Source organism: Bradyrhizobium sp. CCGB20, assembly GCF_024199855.1.
In the GTDB taxonomy this organism is placed as follows: Bacteria; Pseudomonadota; Alphaproteobacteria; order Rhizobiales; family Xanthobacteraceae; genus Bradyrhizobium.
This window is the reverse complement of record NZ_JANADN010000001.1, coordinates 7,902,495-7,924,262: the sequence shown is the minus strand read 5'-3', so window position 1 is coordinate 7,924,262 and position 21,768 is coordinate 7,902,495. Positions and strand designations below refer to the sequence as shown.

The 21,768-nt window shown below is 64.3% G+C and carries 9 protein-coding genes and 2 pseudogenes; 8 read left to right on the top strand and 3 right to left on the bottom strand.

The annotated features are described in order from the left end of the window. Nucleotides 1-587: 587 nt before the first annotated feature. The 5 genes from NLM15_RS37205 to NLM15_RS37185 all read left to right on the top strand — a co-directional run bounded on the left by NLM15_RS37205 (nucleotide 588) and on the right by NLM15_RS37185 (nucleotide 16,378). Nucleotides 588-9,626: a peroxidase family protein gene (locus NLM15_RS37205; protein WP_254122971.1), complete on the top strand. Its 9,039-nt coding sequence runs from the start codon at nucleotides 588-590 to the stop codon at nucleotides 9,624-9,626. Nucleotides 9,627-9,710: 84 nt separating this feature from the next. Next, nucleotides 9,711-11,468 carry a type I secretion system permease/ATPase gene (locus NLM15_RS37200; protein ID WP_254122970.1) on the top strand — a complete coding sequence of 586 codons (1,758 nt, stop codon included), beginning with the start codon at nucleotides 9,711-9,713 and terminating at the stop codon, nucleotides 11,466-11,468. Continuing rightward, a complete protein-coding gene (locus NLM15_RS37195) occupies nucleotides 11,465-14,029 on the top strand; it encodes a calcium-binding protein (protein WP_254122969.1) in 2,565 nt (854 codons plus the stop codon). Before NLM15_RS37200 ends, NLM15_RS37195 begins: the two co-directional genes overlap by 4 nt. Nucleotides 14,030-14,041: 12 nt before the next feature. Further along, entirely contained in the window at nucleotides 14,042-15,397 is a 1,356-nt protein-coding gene (locus NLM15_RS37190; protein ID WP_254122968.1) for an HlyD family type I secretion periplasmic adaptor subunit, read from the top strand. A 318-nt stretch (nucleotides 15,398-15,715) separates the two neighbouring features. Further along, nucleotides 15,716-16,378 carry a response regulator transcription factor gene (locus tag NLM15_RS37185; RefSeq protein WP_254122967.1) on the top strand — a complete coding sequence of 221 codons (663 nt, stop codon included), beginning with the start codon at nucleotides 15,716-15,718 and terminating at the stop codon, nucleotides 16,376-16,378. Here NLM15_RS37185 and NLM15_RS37180 read toward each other — a convergent pair. The 3 genes and pseudogenes from NLM15_RS37180 to NLM15_RS37170 all read right to left on the bottom strand — a co-directional run. Continuing rightward, a complete protein-coding gene (locus tag NLM15_RS37180; RefSeq protein WP_254122966.1) occupies nucleotides 16,273-16,827 on the bottom strand; it encodes a class I SAM-dependent methyltransferase in 555 nt (184 codons plus the stop codon). The genes NLM15_RS37185 and NLM15_RS37180 overlap by 106 nt on opposite strands. Nucleotides 16,828-16,965: 138 nt before the next feature. Further along, nucleotides 16,966-17,151 (bottom strand): annotated as a pseudogene (locus tag NLM15_RS37175) (DNA ligase); the annotation flags it as partial. A gap of 12 nt (nucleotides 17,152-17,163) precedes the next feature. Beyond that, nucleotides 17,164-17,571: pseudogene (locus NLM15_RS37170) on the bottom strand (glycogen debranching enzyme GlgX); the annotation flags it as partial. Between the two features lie 280 nt (nucleotides 17,572-17,851). On the opposite strand from NLM15_RS37170, the gene NLM15_RS37165 reads away from it, so the two are divergent. The 3 genes from NLM15_RS37165 to NLM15_RS37155 are packed head-to-tail and all read left to right on the top strand — an operon-like array spanning nucleotide 17,852 to nucleotide 21,740. After that, complete coding sequence (locus NLM15_RS37165; protein ID WP_254122965.1) at nucleotides 17,852-18,625, top strand: gluconate 2-dehydrogenase subunit 3 family protein; 774 nt, start codon at nucleotides 17,852-17,854, stop codon at nucleotides 18,623-18,625. A 2-nt stretch (nucleotides 18,626-18,627) separates the two neighbouring features. Next, on the top strand, nucleotides 18,628-20,397 hold the full coding sequence (locus NLM15_RS37160; RefSeq protein ID WP_254122964.1) for a GMC family oxidoreductase: 1,770 nt from the start codon (nucleotides 18,628-18,630) through the stop codon (nucleotides 20,395-20,397). After that, entirely contained in the window at nucleotides 20,394-21,740 is a 1,347-nt protein-coding gene (locus tag NLM15_RS37155; RefSeq protein WP_254122963.1) for a cytochrome c, read from the top strand. The genes NLM15_RS37160 and NLM15_RS37155 overlap by 4 nt, the downstream gene beginning before the upstream one ends. Nucleotides 21,741-21,768 lie beyond the last annotated feature (28 nt).

The following is a 21,768-nucleotide window of genomic DNA, read 5'->3' as shown; positions in this document are numbered from 1 at the left end:
CGAACCTGAGGGCGTCTGCGGCCCGGCGAAAGGCCTTTGCCAAATTGATGCGTTGAACGAAGGCGAGGTAGTTGGCGACAAGCCCGTCATAGCGCGTTGTCGACCCACGCGCCTTGCGAAGCCCGCTGAGTGATCATCCTCGTCTTCACCTGACACGGCGCGGAGATGCCGACGGCCCAGAGCGCGCGCTTGACGCCTCCGACGCCGTGCTCCGGCAGTCCTCTGTCCACCTTTGCTCGTTCCCTCACTCCCTGATGCCGGATCGACGCGGCGGTTGCTCGGATCGGAGGGCGCGGCCAAGTCTTCCGAAAACACCCGGAAAACACCGCTTGACCCGTGCGGCGCCGCGCCGTGGCGCCGGCGGAGCGAGGATGGTCGTCCGCCGGTCGGACCAAGGTCCTACGACCATGGTCGGCCGAAGCGCCGGACCTCGGTCCCACGAGGTCGTTGGACCTTGTACCCTGTCCCGTTGGCCACAGAAAAATCTAGCCTGAGCCCATGGAGAGCCATCCGACTTGGACGGCTCGCAAGAATTTCAACAGCCCGGCCGCCACAGCGGACCGCGCGCCACAACAGGTGAGGCCGTCATGGTTGCGTACATCAGGAGTGATCTGGATTTCATCCTCGCGCAGATCAGGGTCGCCGAGAAGCACGCCGCCTACATCGCCAATCCGCTCGACCCGAACGCCGCGCCGCTCTACGGAACCGGTCTGGCCGGCCAAGTCGGCTCCGTTCCGTCCTATAATCTCAGCATAGGCCTTCGAACCGTCGACGGACAGAACAACAACCTGCTGCCCGGCCAGGAGAAGTGGGGCGCTGCGGACATGCCGTTCCCCGAACTGCTGGACCCGACCTTCAGGCCCGCCGAAAACGTGCCGGGCAATTTCCTCCCGCCGGGCGCGCCCGCCGTGCCGACGTCCTACGCGCCGTCCAACAACCCGGGTTCGATGGTCTTCGATTCGAGTTTGCGCACCATCTCCAACCTGATCGTCGATCAGACGCTCGCCAATCCGGCCGCGATCATGAAGGGCCTGCAGACCGGCGGCGTCGTCGAAGCCACCCTGGCCAACGTCGCCCTGGTGCAGGACATCTACAACGCCTTCAAGCCCGCGCTCGACGCCGAATATCAGGCCCGCGTGGTGATGCAGAACGCCAAGGCGGCGGCCAACCAGCTCAGCGACGGCGACGACACCACCGTTCCCGGCCCGACCGAACAGGCTGCGCTCGACGCGCTGGCTACCGCGACGTCGGCGCACGCCCTCACGCTCGCCGATCTGGAAGCCGCACGCGTGGTCCGCGATGCGGCCCTCGAGCCGTTCGGGGTCGCGATGGATGGCGACAACGTCCAGATCGTCAACGTCTCCCCGGACGTCGGGCTGTCGGCCCCGTTCAACTCTTGGTTCACGTTGTTCGGCCAGTTCTTCGATCACGGTCTGGATCTGGTCAACAAGGGCGGCAGCGGCACCGTGTTCGTCCCGCTTCAGCCGGACGACCCGCTGTACGTGCCGGGCAGCCCGACCAACTTCATGGTGCTGACCCGTGCCACCGTCTCCCCGGGCGCCGACAACGTATTCGGCACCGCGGACGACGTCCGGCCGGTCAACACCACGACTCCGTTCGTCGACCAGAACCAGACCTATACCTCGCACGCTTCCCATCAGGTCTTCCTGCGCCAGTATGCGCTGGACGCCAACGGCGTCCCGCACGCCACCGGCAAGCTCATCGAAGGGCGTGGCGCCAATCCCGATGGAAGCGGCGCCGGCGCCGGCGGCATGGCCACCTGGGGCGAGGTCAAGGAGCAGGCCAAGATGCTCGGCATCCTGCTGACCGACCAGGACGTCGGCGCGGTGCCGCTGCTGCGCACCGATGCGTACGGCAACTTCATTCCCAATGCCCAAGGCTTCGCCCAGGTCGTCACCGGCCTCGGCGCCGACGGCATTCCGAACACCGCGGACGACACCGTCATCTCCGGCACCTCGGCGGCGCCGGTCAGCGTCGCCGGCGCTGTCCGCATCAACGCCGCTTTCCTCGCCGACATCGCGCACGACGCGGTCCCCAACGGGATCGCCGACGGCGACATCGAGATCGGCCTGCTCAACCCCGGCAACAACCCGGCGGTCTACGACAACGAGCTGCTCGACGCCCACTTCATCGCCGGCGACGGCCGCGCCAACGAGAACATCGGGCTGACCGCGGTCCACCACATCTTTCACTCCGAGCACAACCGGCTGGTCGAGCACACCAAGGAGATCGTGCTCGCCGAGAGCGATCTGGCCTTCCTCAACGAATGGCTGACCGTCGATCTCGCCGCCCTGCCGACGACGCCGGCCCAGATCGCCGCGCTGGTCTGGGACGGCGAACGCCTGTTCCAAGCCGCCAAGTTCGGCACCGAGATGCAGTACCAGCATCTCGTGTTCGAGGACTTCGCTCGCAAGATCCAGCCCAACATCGACTTCTTCGTCGTGCCGGACGGCTACCACGCCGACATCAATCCCAGCATCGTCGCCGAGTTCGCCCACGTCGTCTATCGCTTCGGCCACTCGATGCTGACCGAGACGATCGACCGACTCGACCCGAGCTTCACCAACGACCAGATCGGACTGATCCAGGCCTTCCTCAACCCGGTCGAGTTCGACTCCGACGCCAGCGGTGTTGCGCATACCGTCGCCGACAGCGTCGCCGCCGGCAACATCATCCGGGGCATGACGCGCCAGGTCGGCAACGAGATCGACGAGTTCGTCACCAGCGCGCTGCGCAACAACTTGCTTGGGTTGCCGCTCGATCTCGCCACCATCAACTTGGCTCGCGGACGCGATGCCGGCGTGCCGTCGTTGAACGCCGCGCGCCGCGACTTCTTCGAGGCCAGCAGCCACGCGGAGGAACTGCGGCCCTACGCCAGCTGGGTGGACTTCGCGAGCCACCTCAAGAACGAAGCCTCGATCATCAACTTCGTGGCGGCCTACGGAACGCACGCCCTGATCACCGGCCAGACCACGGTCGAAGGCAAGCGCGATGCGGCCATGGCGCTGATCTTCGGCACCAGCTTCGGCGATATCGTCGTCCCCACCGATCCGGCGGCGCTCGCGGCCTTCAACGCCGACCGCATCGCCTTCCTCAACGCCACCGGTGTATACGCCGGCGGCTCGTTGGGCGGCCTCGACAACGTCGACCTCTGGATCGGCGGTCTCGCCGAAAAGGTCATGCCGTTCGGCGGCATGCTGGGCTCGACCTTCAACTTTGTGTTCGAGGTCCAGCTGGAAAAGCTGCAGGACGGCGACCGCTTCTACTACCTGCAGCGGCTGGACGGCCTGCATCTGCTCTCTGAAATGGAGAACAACACCTTTGCCAAGGTGATCGGCCTCAATGCCGACGCCGGCCATCTGCCATCCGACGTGTTCTCGACCCCCGGGCTCATCCTTGAGGTCGACCAGACCAGGCAGTGGAACCCGGGGCTCAATTCGGCCGATCCGACTGGCGGAACAATCCTGACGCCGCTGGTCCTGCGCGACGATCCGTCGACCGCTGGACCCGAGAGCCACTACCTGCGCTACACCGGCGCCGACCACGTCCTCTTGGGCGGCACCGACCAGGCCGACACGCTAATCGCCAGTGAGGGTGACGATACCCTCTACGGCGACGGCGGCAACGATCGTATGGAAGGCGGCGCCGGCAACGACCAGTATATCGGCGGAGACGGCGATGACATCATCACCGACCTGTTCGGTGACGACATCATGCGCACCGGCCGCGGCCACGACGCGGTCAACGCCGGTCAAGGCGTCGACCTGATCGTTGCCGACGAGGGCAATGATTTCATCGTGCTCGGCGCCGACAGCCTCGACGAGGCCTTCGGCGGGGTCGGCAACGACTTCGTTCTTGGCAGCAAGACCACCGAGCAGACTCTCGGCGGCGAAGGCGACGACTGGATCGAGATCGGTGCCTGGACCGGCGCGGTCGGCGACAATTTCGACGACCAGTTCCAGCTTGATGCGGTCAAGGGCCACGACGTGTTCCACGGCGACGGCGGCTTCGACGAGTTCATCGGCGAAGGCGGCGACGACATCTGGTTCGGCAGCCTCGGCCGCGGCAAGTTCGACGGTATGTCTGGCTACGACTGGACGACCTACGCCAACATGAATCTGGCGGTCGACGTCGACCTCAACCGGGTGATCCTGCCCGGTCTGCCGGTGCTTCCAGGCAACGCGGCGCTCGACAGCTTCACCCAGGTCGAAGGTGCGTCCGGATCGGCCCACAACGACGTCATTCGTGGTTCCGACGTCACCGCCGATCTCGTGCCGACCGAAGGCTTTCGCGGCAGCGCCCTGGATGCAGAGGGCATCGCCCTCATTACTGGACTGCAGGCGCTCCTCGCCGGCGCAGGACCGGCCTCGTTCGACGCCAACGGCAGCTTCGTCGGCGGCAACATCCTGCTCGGCGGTGGCGGCAGCGACCTCATCGAAGGCCGCGGCGGCGACGACATCATCGACGGCGACCGCTGGCTGCGGGTGCGCATCGCGGTGATGTCGGAGTTCGACGAGAACGGCCCGGTAGGCAACACCGTGCTCGAGTTCCACGACAGCATGACGACGCTGGTCCAGAAGGTGTTCTCGGGGCAGATTAATCCCGGCCAGCTCAAGATCGTCCGTGACATCGTCTCCGACGGCGCGGCGGCATCGGACGTCGACACCGCGGTCTACTCCGACGTCCGCGCCAACTACTCGTTCTCTGCGCGCGCCGACGGCACCCTCGTGGTGTCCAACACCGGCGGCCTCGATCCGCTCGACGGGACCGACCTGCTGCGCAACATGGAGCGGTTGCAGTTTTCCGACGGCGCTCTCGGCATCGTCGTGGGCACCCCGTTCAGCGACAATGGCCTCGCCCCGCAGGGCCCGCCGTCCGACAACCGTCCCGTTCTGAACGGTTCGGCGACAGACGACATCATCGTCGGCCTCGCCGGAGCCGACGTGCTCAACGGTCTCGGCGGCAACGACATCCTGGTCGGCGGCCCGGGCTCCTCCACGGGAACGATTGCCGACAACTTCAATTCAGGCTCCTATTCCGGCAACGACGGTAACGCCGCAAACTTCGCCGGAAACTGGACGGAAAACGACAACAACAGCGCCACGAGCGGCGATATCGAAATCGATGGCAATCGCCTTCGTTTCAACGAGACCGTCGATGGGGGCGAAACCATCGAACGCTCGATGAACCTGGCGGGGGCCACGGCCGCAACGCTGTCCTTCAGCTACGAGGACGACAATCTTGGCGCGGGCCAGAGCGTCATCGTCGAGGCCCGCAACAGCGGCAGCGGCGCCTGGGAAGTTCTCGGCACGCTCGGCAGCACCACCGCTAACGGCAACGGCAATTTCAGCGCTACGTTGACCGCTGCGCAGATCGGCGCGAATTCGGGAATTCGCTTCCGGACCACCGGCGATGGCAACAACTGGGACAACGGCGACAATTTCTACATCGATAACCTGACGATCACGATCGCCAGACCCGGCATCAACGGTGGCGTCGACACCCTCAACGGCGGTCTCGGCAACGACACCTACGCGTTCGGGCTCGGCGACGGCAACGACCTCATCAATGAAGCCGTCAATGCCACCGGCGGCGGCACCGCCGACCGCATCTCGATCCAGGCTCCGAACGCGGTCGACGCGTCCGGTCAGCCCATCATCGACCCGGTGACCCTGCTTCCGGTGCCGACGATCGCCGCGTTGGACGCTTTCGACAGCGGCACCGCGACCCAAACCGGCGACCTGGTCATCAATTATAGCCTACCGACCGGGCCCACGGGCTCCGTCGCTCAATCCATCACGGTGGCGGGTCACTTCAACGGCAACAACGCTCAGACCGGCGTCGAACGCATCAACTTCAACGGCGCGACTTTCGGCGGCTATGCGCTCGGCACGGAGGACTACTTCATCAGCCGCTCCGATCCGGCCGGCCGGGCAGGCGGCGACGTCAACATGTCGCTGAATGCGGTGACCAACGCGCAAGCCAACTTCGTGGTGGGCGAGCAGGGCGTCGACGACGAGATCACCGGCGGCGGCCTCAACGACCTGATCTTCGGCGGCACCGGAAACGACGACCTCGTCGGCGGGCTCGGCGACGACCTGCTGGTCGGCGGTGCGGGCAACGACGATCTCGACGCCCGGCTGAATCTCGCCGGCGACGATTTCGAAGGCGCCGTCGGCGCCGACACGATGGTTGGCGGTGCGGGCAACGACACCTACGGCATCGACGATCTTCTCGACGTCGCGATCGAGGCCCAGGACGAGGGCACCGACACCGTCGAGACCTTCCTGGCCGAGCTCTCCATCGCGAACATGGCCAACGTCGAGAACCTCACCTACCGTGGCGTCGACGCCGATCAATTCATCGGTACAGGCAACGCCGGCAACAACGTCATCACCGGTGGCGATCTGGCTGACACGCTGAGCGGCCTGGCGGGCAACGACACGCTGAACGGCGGTCTGGGCAACGACACGCTCGACGGCGGCGACGGCAACGATACGCTCAATGGCGGCGACGATGTCGACACGCTGACCGGCGGGATCGGCGCCGACACCCTCAACGGCGGAGCCGGGGCCGACGTCATGGCCGGCGGCGCCGACAACGACACTTACGTCGTCGACGATGCCGCCGACGTGGTCACTGAACTCGCGGCCGGCGGCTCCGACACGGTGCAGTCCTCTGTCTCCTATACCCTCGGGGCCGAAGTCGAGAACCTGACGCTGACCGGCGCCGATGCCATCAACGGCAATGGCAACGCGCTGGCCAACACCATTGCCGGCAACGGCGCCAACAACCAGATCTTCGGCGGTGGCGGCAACGACACCATCGATGCGGGCAACGGCACCGACTTGGTCGACGGCGGTACCGGCGACGATACGCTAAGCGGAGGCACCGGCGGCGATACCGACACCGTCATCGGCGGCGCGGGCAACGACACCATCAACGTCGGCGACGGCAACGACGTGGTCGTCTACAATGCGGCCGGGTTCGGCGCCGACACCATCACCGGCTTCGACTCGACCGCGGCCGGAGGTCAGGACCTAATCAACCTCAGTGCCCTCGGCATCACCGCCGCCAATCTGGCGACGCGCGTCGTCGAGACTCAGGTGGGCGCCAATACTCTGCTGACGGTCAGGGATGCGTCCCTGGCGACGATCGGCACCATCCAGGTCAACAACACGACGATGGCCGCAATCGACGCGTCCGACTACATCCTCGCGCAGGCAGCGCCGGCACCGTTCGGCACGGCGAGCGCCAACGCCGACGTCATCACCGGCAACGGCGTTGCGAACCTCATCGACGGCCTAGGCGGCAACGATACGCTGAGCGGCGGCGGTGGCGACGACGTCATTCGCGGCGGCGAGGGTGCAGATACCCTCAACGGCGACGATGGCAACGACACGTTGACCGGAGGCACCGGCAGCAACACCGGCGCCTACGTCGACAGCTTCGGAGCGGCGTCGTATTCGAACAGCAATGGCACACTCGCCTTCACAGGAAACTGGATCGAAGGCGGCGGTGAGACGACCAGTGCGACAGCAGGCGACATCCAGATCACTGGCGGACGCCTTCAGTTCAATCAGGGCGTCGATGGCGGCGAGACGATCGAGCGCGCCGTCAATCTGACGGGCGCGACCGCGGCGACGGTTTCGTTCACCTACGAGGACGACAATCTCAACGGCGGCCAGACAGTCATCGTCGAGGCACGGAACGTCAACACCAACGCCTGGGAGGTCGTGACCGGCGGAACGCTGGGAGGCGGTGCCAACGGCACCTTCAACTTCAGCGCCGCGCTGGCGGCTGCCCAGATCGGCTCGAACTCGGCGATCCGTTTCCGGACCACCGGCGACGGCAACAACTGGGATAATGGCGACAACTTCTACGTCGACAATTTCACGGTCAACGTCACCGCGCCGGGCCTCAACGCCGGGGCGGACACGGTCAACGGCGGTGCCGGAGACGATACCATCGTCTGGAACGCCAATGCGACAGCGACCCCGACTGATGGTCGCGACATTGTTAATGGCGGCACCGAAGGCGTCGCGGGCGACACCTTCGTTATTAATGGCAATACCTCCAGCGAGGCCTACACGATCTACACGCTGGCCGCCTGGGATGCCATCACGGGCAACGACATCGCGAGTTTCGGCGGGCGTACGCCGGAAATCGTCGTCACCCGGGGCGGTTCGGCCTTCGCCAACGTGATCGCGGAACTGAGCGAGATCGAGGAGATCCGCATCAACGGCATCGAACCGACCGGAGCGACGGGCGGCGCGGGAGCGGGCGATACGTTCACGGTCGTCGGCGACTTCACCGCGACGAGCCTGCGCCTCAACACCATCACGATCGATGGCGACGAGGGCGACGACACGATCGACATCTCGGCCCTCACATCGGCCCATCGCATCGTGTTCAAGTCCAAAGGGGGCAACGACATTATCATCGGCGCGCTGCAGGCCGAGGACGTGATCGAGCTTCCCGAAGGGGCGGACCCCGCGACCTACCATCTTGTCCAGAACCAGGACGGCACCAAAACGATCTCGAACGGAACCCATTCAGTCACCTTCTCGGGCGTCATGCCGCCACAGTTCGAGACCGATGAGCCGGACGAGGATGAGGACGAGGACGAGGAGGACGACGACGAGACGCCGACCGGGGGCGACGACGACGAAGACGACGAAGAAGAGACCGAGACCGCAACCGACGGCGTGGTTCGGAACGGCACGGCGCAGTCCGACACGCTGGTCGGCACGCCCGGCGACGACAACATCGTTGCCTTCGCAGGAGACGACATCGCCGTCGGCCATGCCGGTGCCGATGCAATCTCAGCTGGCGAGGGTGCCGACTTCGTCAACGGCGGTGCTGGACGGGACGTGATCTTCGCCGGTGCGGGCGACGACCATGTGTTTGCGGGAGCCGACGCCGACATCGTCTACGGCGATGCCGGGGCGGACCGCATCTTCGGCGATCAGGGCGACGACCTTATCAACGCAGGTGCGGGCGACGACACCGTGTTCGGCGGGGCCGGCAACGACCTGATCGTGGCCGAGATCGGTGATGGCAACGACGCCTATTTCGGCGACGAAGGCACCGGCGGGGCGGGCATCGACACGCTCGACATGTCGGCGGCGAGCACGGCCGTCACCGTCAACTTGGGCTCCGGCCCACTCGCGAACGGCAGCGCCTCCAGCTCTCAGACCGGCAACGATGCGCTGTGGGGCATCGAGAACGTCACCACCGGCTCCGGCAACGACGTCATCGTCGCCGGCACCCCCGCCAACGTGATGAACGGAGGGCTCGGCGACGACACCTTCCGCTTCAACTCCGTGGAAGCGGCCAAGGGCGACACCATCGTCGGCTTCGAGCCGGGAGACCGCATCGACCTCAGCGGCATCGACGCGAACTACGCCGCCGACGGCAACCAGAGCTTCACGCTGGTTTCCGACGCCGCCTTCACCGCGGCCGGGCAACTCGCGGTGAGCTACGAGACCCATGACGGTCAGGAATTCACCGTCATCCAGGGCAACGTCGACGGCAACGCCGCCGCCGACTTCAAGATCGAGATCGCGGGCCACCAGAACCTCGGCTCCAACGTCACGCTCTAGCCCCACGACCCTATGCCGGAACGGGAGACCATCCTCCCGTTCCACCAGGTTTCTGTTTCTCGTACCTGAGGCATCCGCAAAAATATGGCCAAATCGAAAGAGCTCACCCCTGCGAAGCGTCGGCGCCTGGCCGAGCTGACCCGGGGCTTCCGTGGCATCGTCCTGTTTCTCTTCGTGGTCTCCGGCATGATCAACGTGCTGGCGCTCACCGGCTCCGTCTACATGATGCAGATCTACGACCGCGCCCTGACTAGCGGCAGCATCCCCACCCTGGTGATGCTCTCGGTACTCGCGATCGGGCTCTATCTGTTCCAGGGCGCCTTCGACGTCGTCCGCTCCCAGGTGCTGGTGCGGGTTGGCGCCCGGATCGACCGCAAGATCGCGCCCCTGGCGCATCGCGTCGCCATCGACATGCCGCGTTTCGGCTTCTCCACCTCCGAAGCGCTGGAGCGCGGGCGCGACGTCGACACCGTCCGCAGCTTTCTCGGCAGCCAAGGCCCCTCGGCATTGTTCGACCTGCCTTGGATGCCGATCTATCTGGCCTTCATCTACTTCCTTCATCCGATGCTCGGCGCGCTGACCTTTGCGGGCGCGCTCGTCCTCGTCGCGCTCACTGTGGTCAGCGAGGTCATGACCCGCCGTCTGATCGTGTCCACGCGCAAAGCGGCAACGGAACGGAACGGCATCGCCGACTGCAATGCGCGCAACGCCGAGGTCCTCAAGGCGATGGGCTTCGCAAGCCGCGCCGTCGGCCGCTTCAACGAGGCCAATGCCGAGCACCTCGATCTGCAGACGAGGGCAAACGACATCACCGGGGGCTTCGCCGCGGTTTCGCGCGTGCTCCGCATGGTGCTGCAGTCAGCCCTGCTGGGGCTCGGCGCCTACCTCACCATCAAGGGTGAGCTTTCGGCCGGCGCCATCATCGCGGTCTCGGTCGCCTCGGCGCGGGCGCTGGCTCCTGTCGATCTCGCGATCGGCAATTGGAAGGCCTTCATCGCCGCGCGCATGGCCTACCAGCGGCTGCGCGACACCGTGATCGCGCTCGCCTCCGTCGACGAGCCGATGCGGCTGCCAGCTCCGACCGCGCGCCTCTCAGTGGAGAAGATCACCGTGGCGGTCCCCGGGACCGGACAGGTGGTGCTCAGCGAAGTCGCCTTTGAGCTCGAGGCCGGCCAGGCGCTCGGCATCATCGGCCCTAGCGCCGGTGGCAAAACCACGCTGGTGCGCGCGCTGACCGGCATCTGGCCGGCCCTGCGCGGCGGCGTGCGGCTCGACGGTGCCGACCTGCCCCAGTGGCGCGAGGACGACCTCGGCAGGCACATCGGCTATCTCCCCCAGGAGGTCGCGCTGATGGACGCAACCATGGAGGAAAATATCTGCCGCCTCGAGCCCCGGCCCGACTCCCGCAAGGTGATCGAGGCCGCGAAGGCGGCTGGCGTCCACGAGATGATCGTCAGGCTGCCGGAAGGCTATCGTACCAGACTGGGGCCGCAGGGCTGCGCACTTTCCGCCGGTCAACGCCAGCGCATCGCGCTGGCGCGCGCGCTTTACGGCAATCCCTTCGTGGTGGTGATGGACGAGCCCAACTCCAACCTCGACGGCGAGGGCGAGGCGGCGCTCACCGCGGCCATCGAAGGCATCCGTGCCCGCGGCGGCATCGCTATCGTGATCGCGCACCGCCCGAGCGCGCTGGTGGCGGTCGATCTCGTCGCCATCGTCCAGGCCGGCCGCATGGTCGCCTTCGGCAAGAAGCAGGACATCATGACCCCGGTCCTACAGTCTTCCGCGCCGGGTCCGGCCGGCGCGAATCCCGTCGAGTCCCAAATGCGGAGGCCCGCATGATCAACGTCCAGGCCACCCGCCAGTCCACTGGCGAGACCGCTCCTGGCCGCGAAGACTACGAGGAGAAGCAGGATCGCCGCCGCCGCTTCGTGCCGCTGATCTTTCTGTTAATCGTCGGATCCTGCACGGCCTACCTCAAGAGCTTCCTGCCAATGAAGCTGGAGGCCGGCGAGGGCCGTGAAACGGCACTTGGCTCGGGCGAGGAGGACGAGATCCTGAAGGAGGACGCGCTCGCCGCGACCGAGGAACCAATGGAGGAGCAGCCGGAAGCGGCCAAGTCGTCTGGCCGGACCGAGGAGGCGAGGATCGTCGCGCACGACGAGGAGCGCGCCGCAGGCGGCGGTGCGGCAGATTTCAGCGCGCGGGCGCGCACCGACAGACCTGAGCCGAACAACAAGAGGTCGGGCGACAGTCCGACGGTCGCCAACGACAACCACCGGCCTCGCCAGGAGGACCCCGGCTCCGGCAGTGGCGGAGGTGGAGGCGGAGGTGGAGGCGGTGGAGGTGGAGGTGGTGGCGACAGGCCGCGCGACCCGCCGGCGCCGGATCACCGCAACCGCGCGCCTCGCGTCTCGGGCGCGGTGCATCTTCCCGACGTGGTGGCCTGCCATGGGCTGGCGATATCGATGGCGGCGCTGCTGGCCGGCGCCACAGATCCGGACGGCGACAATCTGACCGTAGTCGGCATCCTCTCCTCCTCCGGCTCCCTCGTCCGCACCGAGGACGGCTGGGAATTCGACCGCGCGCCGAACATGCTCGGCGAGGTCAAGTTGACCTACGCGATCAGCGACGGCTCCCACATCGTAATGCAGACAGCCTACTTCAATGTGGTTGAGGCGCCGCCCATCGTCGGGACAGAGGGCGACGACATCCTGCTCGGCACCCAGTGCGCCGAAACCATCATGGGGCTCGGCGGCGACGACAACATCGACGCCAGAGGCGGCAACGACCGGATATCGGGCGGGGCCGGCGACGACCACATCTTGGCGGGCGCAGGCCACGACGTGGTCTATGCGGGCGACGGCAATGACATCGTGTTCGCAGGCGCGGGCAACGACGTGGTGTTCGGCGGCGCCGGCAACGATCGTCTGTGGGGTGAGGAAGGCGACGACACCCTGCTGGGCGAAGACGGAAACGACCACCTCGACGGCGGCACGGGCCGCGACATTTTGCTGGCGGGAGCCGGCGACGACACCCTCGAGGGCGGCGGCGGAAACGACCATCTCGACGGCGGTGCGGGGGCGGATCGGATGTCCGGCGGGACCGGCAACGACATCATCGCCGACGGCGGCGGAAACGACGTCGTGACCGGCGGCGCGGGCAACGATGTCGTAATGGCGGCCGCCGATGCCGCGGACGATAGCTTCGCCGGCGGCGCCGGCCTAGACACGCTGGATTATTCATCGGCCACGCGTTCGATCGGGGTGGATCTGGCCTCGGGTACGGCATCAGGCACCGACATCGGCAACGACGCGATCGCGGAGTTCGAGATCGTCGTCGGCGGCGCAGGTGACGATACCCTTACGGCCGCCGGATCGGCTTCGGCCTCGATCGACGGCGGCGGAGGAAACGACGTCGTGGCCGGGGGCGGCGGCGACGACAGGCTGACCGGCGGGGTCGGGAACGACACGATCTCGGACGGAGGCGGATCCGACACGGTCGCCGGCGACGCCGGAAACGACCTAGTTCTCGCTGCGGCCGATGCCGCGGACGACAGCCTCGACGGCGGTGCCGGGACGGACGCTCTCGACTACTCCTCGGCCGTCAGGAAGATCGCCGTGAATCTCGCCTCGGGGCGGGCCTCCGGCGAGGACATCGGCGAGGACGCGATCGCAGAGTTCGAGATCGTCGTCAGCGGCGCGGGCGACGACGTCATCACCGGGAGCGCGGGCGCTGACACGCTTGCCGGCGGGGCCGGCAACGACACCATCGCCGACGGCGGCGGGGCCGACAAGGTGGACGGCGGCTGCGGCGACGACGTCGTGCTCGCGTCCGCCGACGGCGCCGACGATGCCTATGATGGCAATTCAGGCCACGACACCCTGGACTATTCGGAGACCACCGTCACCGTCACCATCGATCTACGCAGCGGCACTGCCATGGGACGCGAGATCGGCAAGGACCTGATCGAAGGCTTCGAGGAGATCATCGCGGGCTCCGGCGACGACGTGATCATCGCCGGCAGCGGCCCGGTGGTCCTGACCGGCGGCGCCGGCGACGACTGCTTCCAGTTCGAGCGCGGCGACGATGGCGGCCAGCAGCAGGAAGTGGTGAAGAAGATCACCGACTTCACGGTCGGCGACAAGATCGTGGCCGCGACCTATCAAATCACGATCAAGGAGGGCTCCGACGCCGAGGAGCAGGTCGCCGACCTGTTCGAACAGATCTACCTCGACGAGAACGACGGCGGCCACAATCGCCCAGTGCGCTTCCGCTTCGAGGAGCTCGCCCACGGCAAGTATACCGCCATCGAGGTCGATTACGGCAACGACGAAGGAGACGGCATGACGATCGAAGTCGCCGGCCACCACCATCTGCAATTCTCATCGATCCATTCATGAGGAAGTGAAGCCATGAAGCATATCGATGTATCCGAATTCGTCCGCCCGGAGCATCGGGCTATGGACGCTCCCCGCGAACGGCCGTTGCGCCTGTGGCCGCGCATCGTCGCCGGCCTCGTGCTGAGCGCGTTACTGGTCGCCGGTTGCGGCGGCTGGGCGGCCTGGGCGATGCTGGAGGGCGCGGTGGTCGCCGTCGGCACGGTCAAGGTCGATCAGAACCTCAAGGAGGTGCAGCACCGCGACGGCGGTATCGTCAAGACGCTGTCAGTGCGGCAGGGCGACCAGGTCCGTGAAGGACAGGTGTTGGCGACCCTCGACGACGTCCAGATCAAGGCCGAACATCTGATCGTGCGCGCCCAGCTGGTCGAGGCGCTCGGGCGCCGCGCCCGCCTGGTGGCCGAACGCGACAACCTGACATCGGTCGAATTTCCTGACGACATGCAGGCGCTATTCCCCTCGACTGCAGGATCGGTGATCCACGGCGAGGCTCGTCTGTTCGCCGGCAACAAGCTCGCGCGCGACAGCCAGAAGGAGCAGCTCAAGCTCAGCATCGCCCAGACTGGCGAGGAGATCAGGGGCATGGCGGCCCGCCTCGCCGCCAAGGAGGAGGAGGGCAGGCTCGTCGGCGCCGAACGCGAGAAGCTGCAGTCGCTATTCGAGCGCAAGATCGTCGAGTACCAGCGCGTCTATACCGCCCAACGCGACTACGCCCGCATCATGGGCGAGCAAGGCGAGATCCATGCGAGCATCGCTCGTGCCAAGGTGAGGACCAGCGAGATCCGCGTGCAGATCATCGCCGTGGACCAGAATGCCTCGACCGAGGCCCAGAAGGACCTGCGCACGGTGGAGGCGCGCATCGCCGAGCTTCAGGAGCGCAAGCTCGCTGTCGAGGACCGTCTGTCGCGCACCGAGATACGTTCCCCGGCCTCCGGATACATCAACGAACTGTTCGCCTACACGGTGGGCGGTGTCATCACCCCGGCGGCCAAGATCGCCACCGTGGTGCCGGAGAACGCCGACCTCAAGTTCGAGATTCGTATTTCACCGGCTGACATAGACCAGGTGAGGGTTGGTCAGCCGGCGCGCATCCGCCTCTCCGCCTTCAACCGCACCACCACGCCGGAGCTGAAAGGCAAGGTTGCGATGGTGTCGCCGGCCTCGGCCCGGGATCCGTCCAACGGTCAAGAGCACTACATCGCTCATGTCCGCCTGCTTCCGGCCGAGGAGGACCTGATCCAGCAAAAGGGACTGAAGCTCGTTCCCGGTATGCCGGCGGAGGTCTTCGTCTCGACCCAGGAGCGCACCGCGGCCTCCTATCTGGCCAAGCCCGTCACCGACCAGATGACCCGTGCCTTCCGGGAGCGCTGACGCATGACGCATTCTCCCGCCGACACACCGAGGATGGCATCGAGAGCCGAGGTGGCCGTCAGGGTTTTTCACGTTAACCCTTCCAGAGAAGGCGAGCGTCGGAACCCGCGAACCGGCGACATTCGGCGGAGGTTCGGAGTTCCTCCGGCTCAGCATCGCAGCCGGGGCATCTTGCCACACCTCCGGAATATCCAAGGACGAATTTCACCAACTGGTATTTTCTTTTGGCTCCGGGGATTTTTCCTTCCTCGTCAATGTTTTGAAACCGTCGTCCTCCAACGGCGGAACGCTTAATGATGCCTTTTTGGGGTGGGTTTGATGAGCGACATTACGATCGCAATTGTCGAGGACCAACCTTTGATGATGACGGCCCTCACGACCTTTCTTTCGGCGCCGACCGATCTCAAGATCATCGCCTTCGGCGCCAGCGCCGCCGACATGGTCCGGCTGGCCCGTTCCCATGTCCCCAGGCTGATGATCCTGAGCCCCTCCGTTCCCGACGAGACCTACGACGCCATCCGCACCATCCGCAACGTCCAGCCTGCGATCAAGATCATCGCCTACACTTCCCAGCACGGCGTCGACCATGCCGTCCGAGCCCTCGACGCCGGCGCTCACGGCTACGTCCTCAAGCGTTCCTCGGCAGACGAGTTGATGGCCGCCGTTCGGGCCGTGCTGAAGAATGAGACCTACATCACCCAGGGCTTCGCCGCCCGAGTGATCGACGCGCTCCGCAACACCGACGTCCGCCACCGCGTCGCCGAGGCCATCAATCTCAGTCAGCGAGAGGGGCAGATCGTTCGGCTGTTGCTGCGCGGCATGACCAACAAAGAGATCGCCGCGACGCTTCGCATCACCGAGAAGACGGTCAAGCACTACATGACCGAGCTGATGCAGAAGATGCAGGCCAGGAACAGGGTGGAGGTCATCATCGCCGCCCAGAAGATGTCCGAGTACCGACCCCAGTCGCTTGACGCCTGAAACAAGCAATGGATTCGCGCTCCGCGGTGCACCGCAACGTCGCAGCGGCGCTTCCATCGTCGAGATTTTCTTTTACCTTGAGCTGCAGGGATCTCCAGACTTTCAATGAGCCAGCTTAAAGATGTTGACGTTAAGGGCATCGCGCCGAATCCAGTTTCGCAATAAGCCAGATAGTGTTCCCACATCCGGCGAAACTTCGTGTCGAAGCCGAGGGCCTCGATGTCTGGCCACGATCCCAGGAAGCGATCGCGCCAATCCTGAAGCGTACGCGCATAGCTCAGATCGAAGGATTCCCGGCCGGTCACCTTGAGCATGGCTTGGGTGACGTAATCCTCGACGATCTGTGCTGTCGGCAGCATCCCGCCTGGAAAGATGTGACGTTGAATGAAGTCCGGGCAGTTTCGGTAAGCATTGAAGCGGGACGGAGCGATCGTGATGATCTGCAGCACCGCGCTGCCTCTCGCGCGGCGCTCACGTTCAACTCGCTCCAACGAGCCTCGCCCGATCACCGACGCGCGCAAACCTCCCCCGAGGCCTCAACCAAGCCCGTTCGCCCTCAGCAGCGCCGCAACGAAATCGCAACGAGAATAAATACCGTCCCATTTGCCGTCATCGAGTGCGAAGCCGGCAATCGTCAAAGTCTCTCGTTGGGCGCATGTTTTTTTGACCCAGTTGTTGCCGCGCCCGCTGGCGTAGATGCTGTAGCGCACTTTTGAGACCACCCCTTCGAGCCCGATTTTGCAGGCGTGCGCGAACATCTCGCGACCGTCGATCTAGACCAAACGCAGGCTGTGGCTGAACAACTCCGGTCCCCAGCGCAATTGGCCAACCAGCTGCTTGGCATAGGGATCGAGCACGAGCTTGTTGGGGTTGAACCGATGTCCAGCGTCGGGTTGATAAGCACCATGAACCCGGTAACCATAGATGGTGCCGGGACGGGCCGATGGCAAATAGCCGTGCCAGACCTCATCGGTATATTCGGGAAGCTCGATCCGCTCGAGCTCCGTCTCGCCGGCGTCGTCGAACAAGCAAAGCTCGACCTTGGTGGCATGCGCGGAGAACAAGGCGAAGTTCACGCCAAGTCCGTCCCAAGTGGCGCCAAGTGGAAACGGCTTACCTTCGATGATCCGAGAGCGGCGCAGGCTCGACGCGGCCCGCGTCAAGGCGTCATCGGAAAGCACTGGTCGATCGATTCTTGCCCCCAAGGAAAGCCGTCAGGGAGCCGGGGCGGCTGCCATGGCTTCCGGTGTTGTTGGCTCACTGCCACTCGCGATCAACAACGTCATCGAGCGCAACAACAATCGCAATCGTCTCTGGATGTGCGCGCTTTTGCCAAACTTGCTGCAATCGACGCGTGGCCAACATGGGCTTCGTTGACAAGCTATCGACGTCGATCCCAATGTCTCATCATTGTAGTGGCCGGTTGTCGTTATCTTTCAAAAGGCAGGACGCGGCTGATCGCGGAGATAGCGAATGACAAAACAGAATCCAGGATTCGCTCGCCGTTCCTTTGTTCTCGGCGGCGCAATGATTGGAGCAGCTACCGCGGCAGCAGCTGCAATACGCGACGGCGAACTGGGTGCGCCCCCGCGCTCTTATCGTGGATCAATGCCGGTTCAGGATGGAGCCGCCGATTCACCACCAGATACACAAGGCACGGACTTCAAATTCTTCACGGCTGAAGAGCGGGCGTTCATCGAAGCGGCCGTCGACCAACTGATTCCGGCTGATGCCGTCGGGCCAGGAGCAGTCGAAGCAAATGTACCGTTCTTCCTGGACCGCCAATTGGCCGGCCTGTTTGGGCGCGGCGACCACTACTATCTCGGCGGCCCCTGGAAGGAGGGCGCGCCGGAGCAGGGCTATCAAATGCGCTTCTCCCCGGCACAACTGTATCGAGCCGCGATCAAGGCGATCGACAGCTATACGTCGGCACAATTCAACGGAGCCTCCTTCGCTCGACTCGGCGCGAGTGACAAGGACAAGGTCCTAAAGGGACTCGAAGCCGGGAGCATCAAGCTCGACGGCGGTGTGAACGCGAGAATGTTTTTCGCGATGCTGCTCCAAAATACCAAGGAAGGCTATTTTTCCGATCCGATCTATGGCGGCAACAAGGATATGGCCGCCTGGAAGATGATCGGCTTTCCTGGTGCTCACTACGACTACAGCGAATGGGTGGAGCGGCATGGCGAGCGCGTGCCCTATCCGCCGGTGGGCTTCAAGGGTCGCCTCGGCTGGCGGGAGGCTTGAGCATGGCTACGACTCTGAAGCCGGTTGATGCGGTGATGGTTGGCTTTGGCTGGACCGGCGCCATCATGAGTCAACAACTTTGCGATGCGGGACTGAACGTTCTCGGGCTTGAGCGAGGCCCATGGCGAGATACCTCCACCGAATTTGCGACGGGTTTCGCGCAAGATGAGCTGCGTTACATGTGGCGCCACCACCTGTTTCAGAATGTATCGGATGACACCCTCACGATTCGAAACCATGTGAACCAGGAAGCGCTGCCGATGCGACACCTGGGTTCATTCCTGCTCGGGACTGGTGTCGGTTCAGGCGGCGTGCACTGGAACGGTCAGATCTGGCGCTTTCTTCCAAGCGATTTCGAGACGAAGAGCCACAACCAGGAGCGTTATGGCAAGAGCGCGGTCACCGATTACGACCTGACGGTGCAGGACTGGGGCGTCACTTATGATGAGCTGGAGCTCCACTATGACGCTTTCGACAAGCTTTGCGGCACCAGCGGCAAGGCGGGCAATCTTCGAGGACAAATTCAGCCGGGTGGCAACCCATTTGAAGGGTCTCGTTCGGACGAATATCCCACGCCGCCGATGAAGCAGACTTACGGCCCGACATTATTCGGGCAGGCTGCAGCATCGCTCGGCCGTCACCCGTTTCCGCATCCCGGAGGTAACCTCAGCCAATCCTACGTGAACCCCTTGGGTTGTCAGTTGGGTAAATGCACCTACTGCGGTTTCTGCGAGAAGTTTGGCTGTGGAAACTATTCGAAGGCGAGCCCCCAGACCACGGTGCTTCCTTATCTGATGCGGAAGTCAAACTTCGAGCTCCGCACGGAGTGCGAGGTACTCAGGATCGAGCTCACGCCCGACAAGAGGAGGGCTACCGGCGTCACGTATGTGAACAGCGCCGGGGAGGAGTTCTTCCAGCCGGCCGAGATGGTTTTTCTCGGAGCGTACATCTTGCACAATGTGCGGCTGTTGCTGCTGTCCGGCATCGGCCAGCCATACGATCCCAAGACAGGCGACGGTTTAGTAGGCAAGAACTACGCCTACCAAACGATGTCGTCGGTCAATGTGTTCTTCGACGACAAAATCATCAATCCGTTCATTGGTGCCGGCGCGCTGGCGACGGTGGTCGACGATTTCAACGGTGACAACTTTGATCACTCGGGCCTCGGGTTCATCGGTGGTGCGTACATCGCTGGCATGGTCACCGGCGGTCGTCCCATCGAGATGATGTACACTCCCAAGGGTACGCCGGCTTGGGGCCTGGAGTGGAAGCATTCGGCCGCGAAAAACTATCTGCGCTCATTCAATCTGAGCATCCATGGCTCGAGCATGAGCTCGCGTGGGAACTACCTGGATCTCGACCCGACCTACCGCGACGTATTCGGCCGGCCCATGTTGCGAATGACATTCGACTTCAACGAGAACGACCTGAAGATGTCGAATTACCTCACCGACAGGGCGGCAGAAATCGCGCGAGCGATGAATCCCCGCGAAATCAAAGAGAATCGCCGGAAGGGAGCCTGGAGCGTCGTCCCCTATCAGACAACCCACAACACGGGCGGCGCCATCATGGGCGATAATCCGCAGAACAGTGTCATCAATAAGTATCTGCAGTCGTGGGATGTACCAAACGTGTTCTCGATGGGGGCGGGCGCCTTCCCGCAAAACCCCGGTTACAACCCGACTGCCACCGTTGCGGCTCTTACCTACCACGCCGCGCAGGCTATCATTGAGCGTTATCTGAAGACGCCAGGTCCGCTGGTGCACGCATGAAGCGCTCGTTGTTCTTCAAGACCACGGTCTTGGGTTTAGGTGTCGCTGCGCTCGCTGCGATCAGCTGGGCCGAAGGTCAGACGCCAGCACTGCCGCGCAATCCCTCCTCAGTCATCACGGCCCTCTCGGTTCTTACGGTTCAGATCCCCGATGGCGCCGGTGCTGAGATTCTACGTCATGGGCAGGAGCTCATGCGCGCGGGCGATTGCGTCTCGTGTCACATGCGAAAGGGCGGCGAGCCGCTGTCTGGTGGACTCGGACTCAAGACGCCCTTCGGAGTCATCTATTCCTCCAACATTACACCAGATCCCGAAACCGGCATCGGGCGGTGGACGCCAGACCAGTTCTATCGCGCTATGCACGATGGTCATGGGGCGAATGGCGAGAACCTTTATCCGGCGTTTCCTTACCCGTGGTTTCGTACCATGAGCCGCGCGGACGACGATGCGCTGCTTGCCTATATCAAGACAACGCCGCCGGTCCACTACACGCCGCCAGCGAACCAGCTGATCTTTCCTCTCAATTTCCGTAGCCTCGTCGCGGGTTGGAATCTGCTGTTTCTCAAGACCCGGAGCTTTGCATCAGCCTCCGAGAAGTCGGAGGTCTGGAACAGGGGAGCCTATCTGGTCAATGGTCCCGGCCATTGTGGCGCCTGCCACACTCCAAAGAACGCGTTCGGGGCCGATCAGGCTGGTCATGAATTCCGCGGCGCCGTGATCGACAACTGGACGGCCCCGGACCTGACCGGTGACATTCGCACCGGGCTCGGCGCCTGGAGCGAGGGCGATATCTCCGAATATTTGAAGACTGGTCGCAATGCTCATGCAGGAGCGGGAGGCGCGATGGCAGACGTAGTCACGTATTCGACATCACTTCTGACTGATGCGGATCGTACCGCCATTGCAGTTTACCTCAAGAGTCTTCCCGCTGGTCCTTCTTCGCAATCCGCGGTCGCGATCGACGCAGCCTCGATCTCTCGCGGACATGAGATCTATTCGGATGCATGCGCCTCCTGCCATCTGGAGAATGGCAAGGGACAGCCAAGTTTGTTTCCACCTCTTGGCAATAATGCCATGGTCCAACAACTCGATGCCACGGGCCTCGAGCACCTGATCCTGGCAGGAACGAGCATCGCGGCCACGCCGAGCCGCCCGTCGCCGTTGAGCATGCCGGCATTCTCATGGAAGCTCACCGATCGAGAAATAGCGGATGTTGCGACCTATGTTCGGAACAGCTGGGGCAACCGAGCTCCGCCGCTCAACCCGGATGACGTTGCCGCTTTGCGCAAGCAGCTGGATCTTCAGAAGCCGCGACGAACCGACAATTCAGGCGACCAGGACTGACAAACCGACCGCATGCTGTGGCGGACCG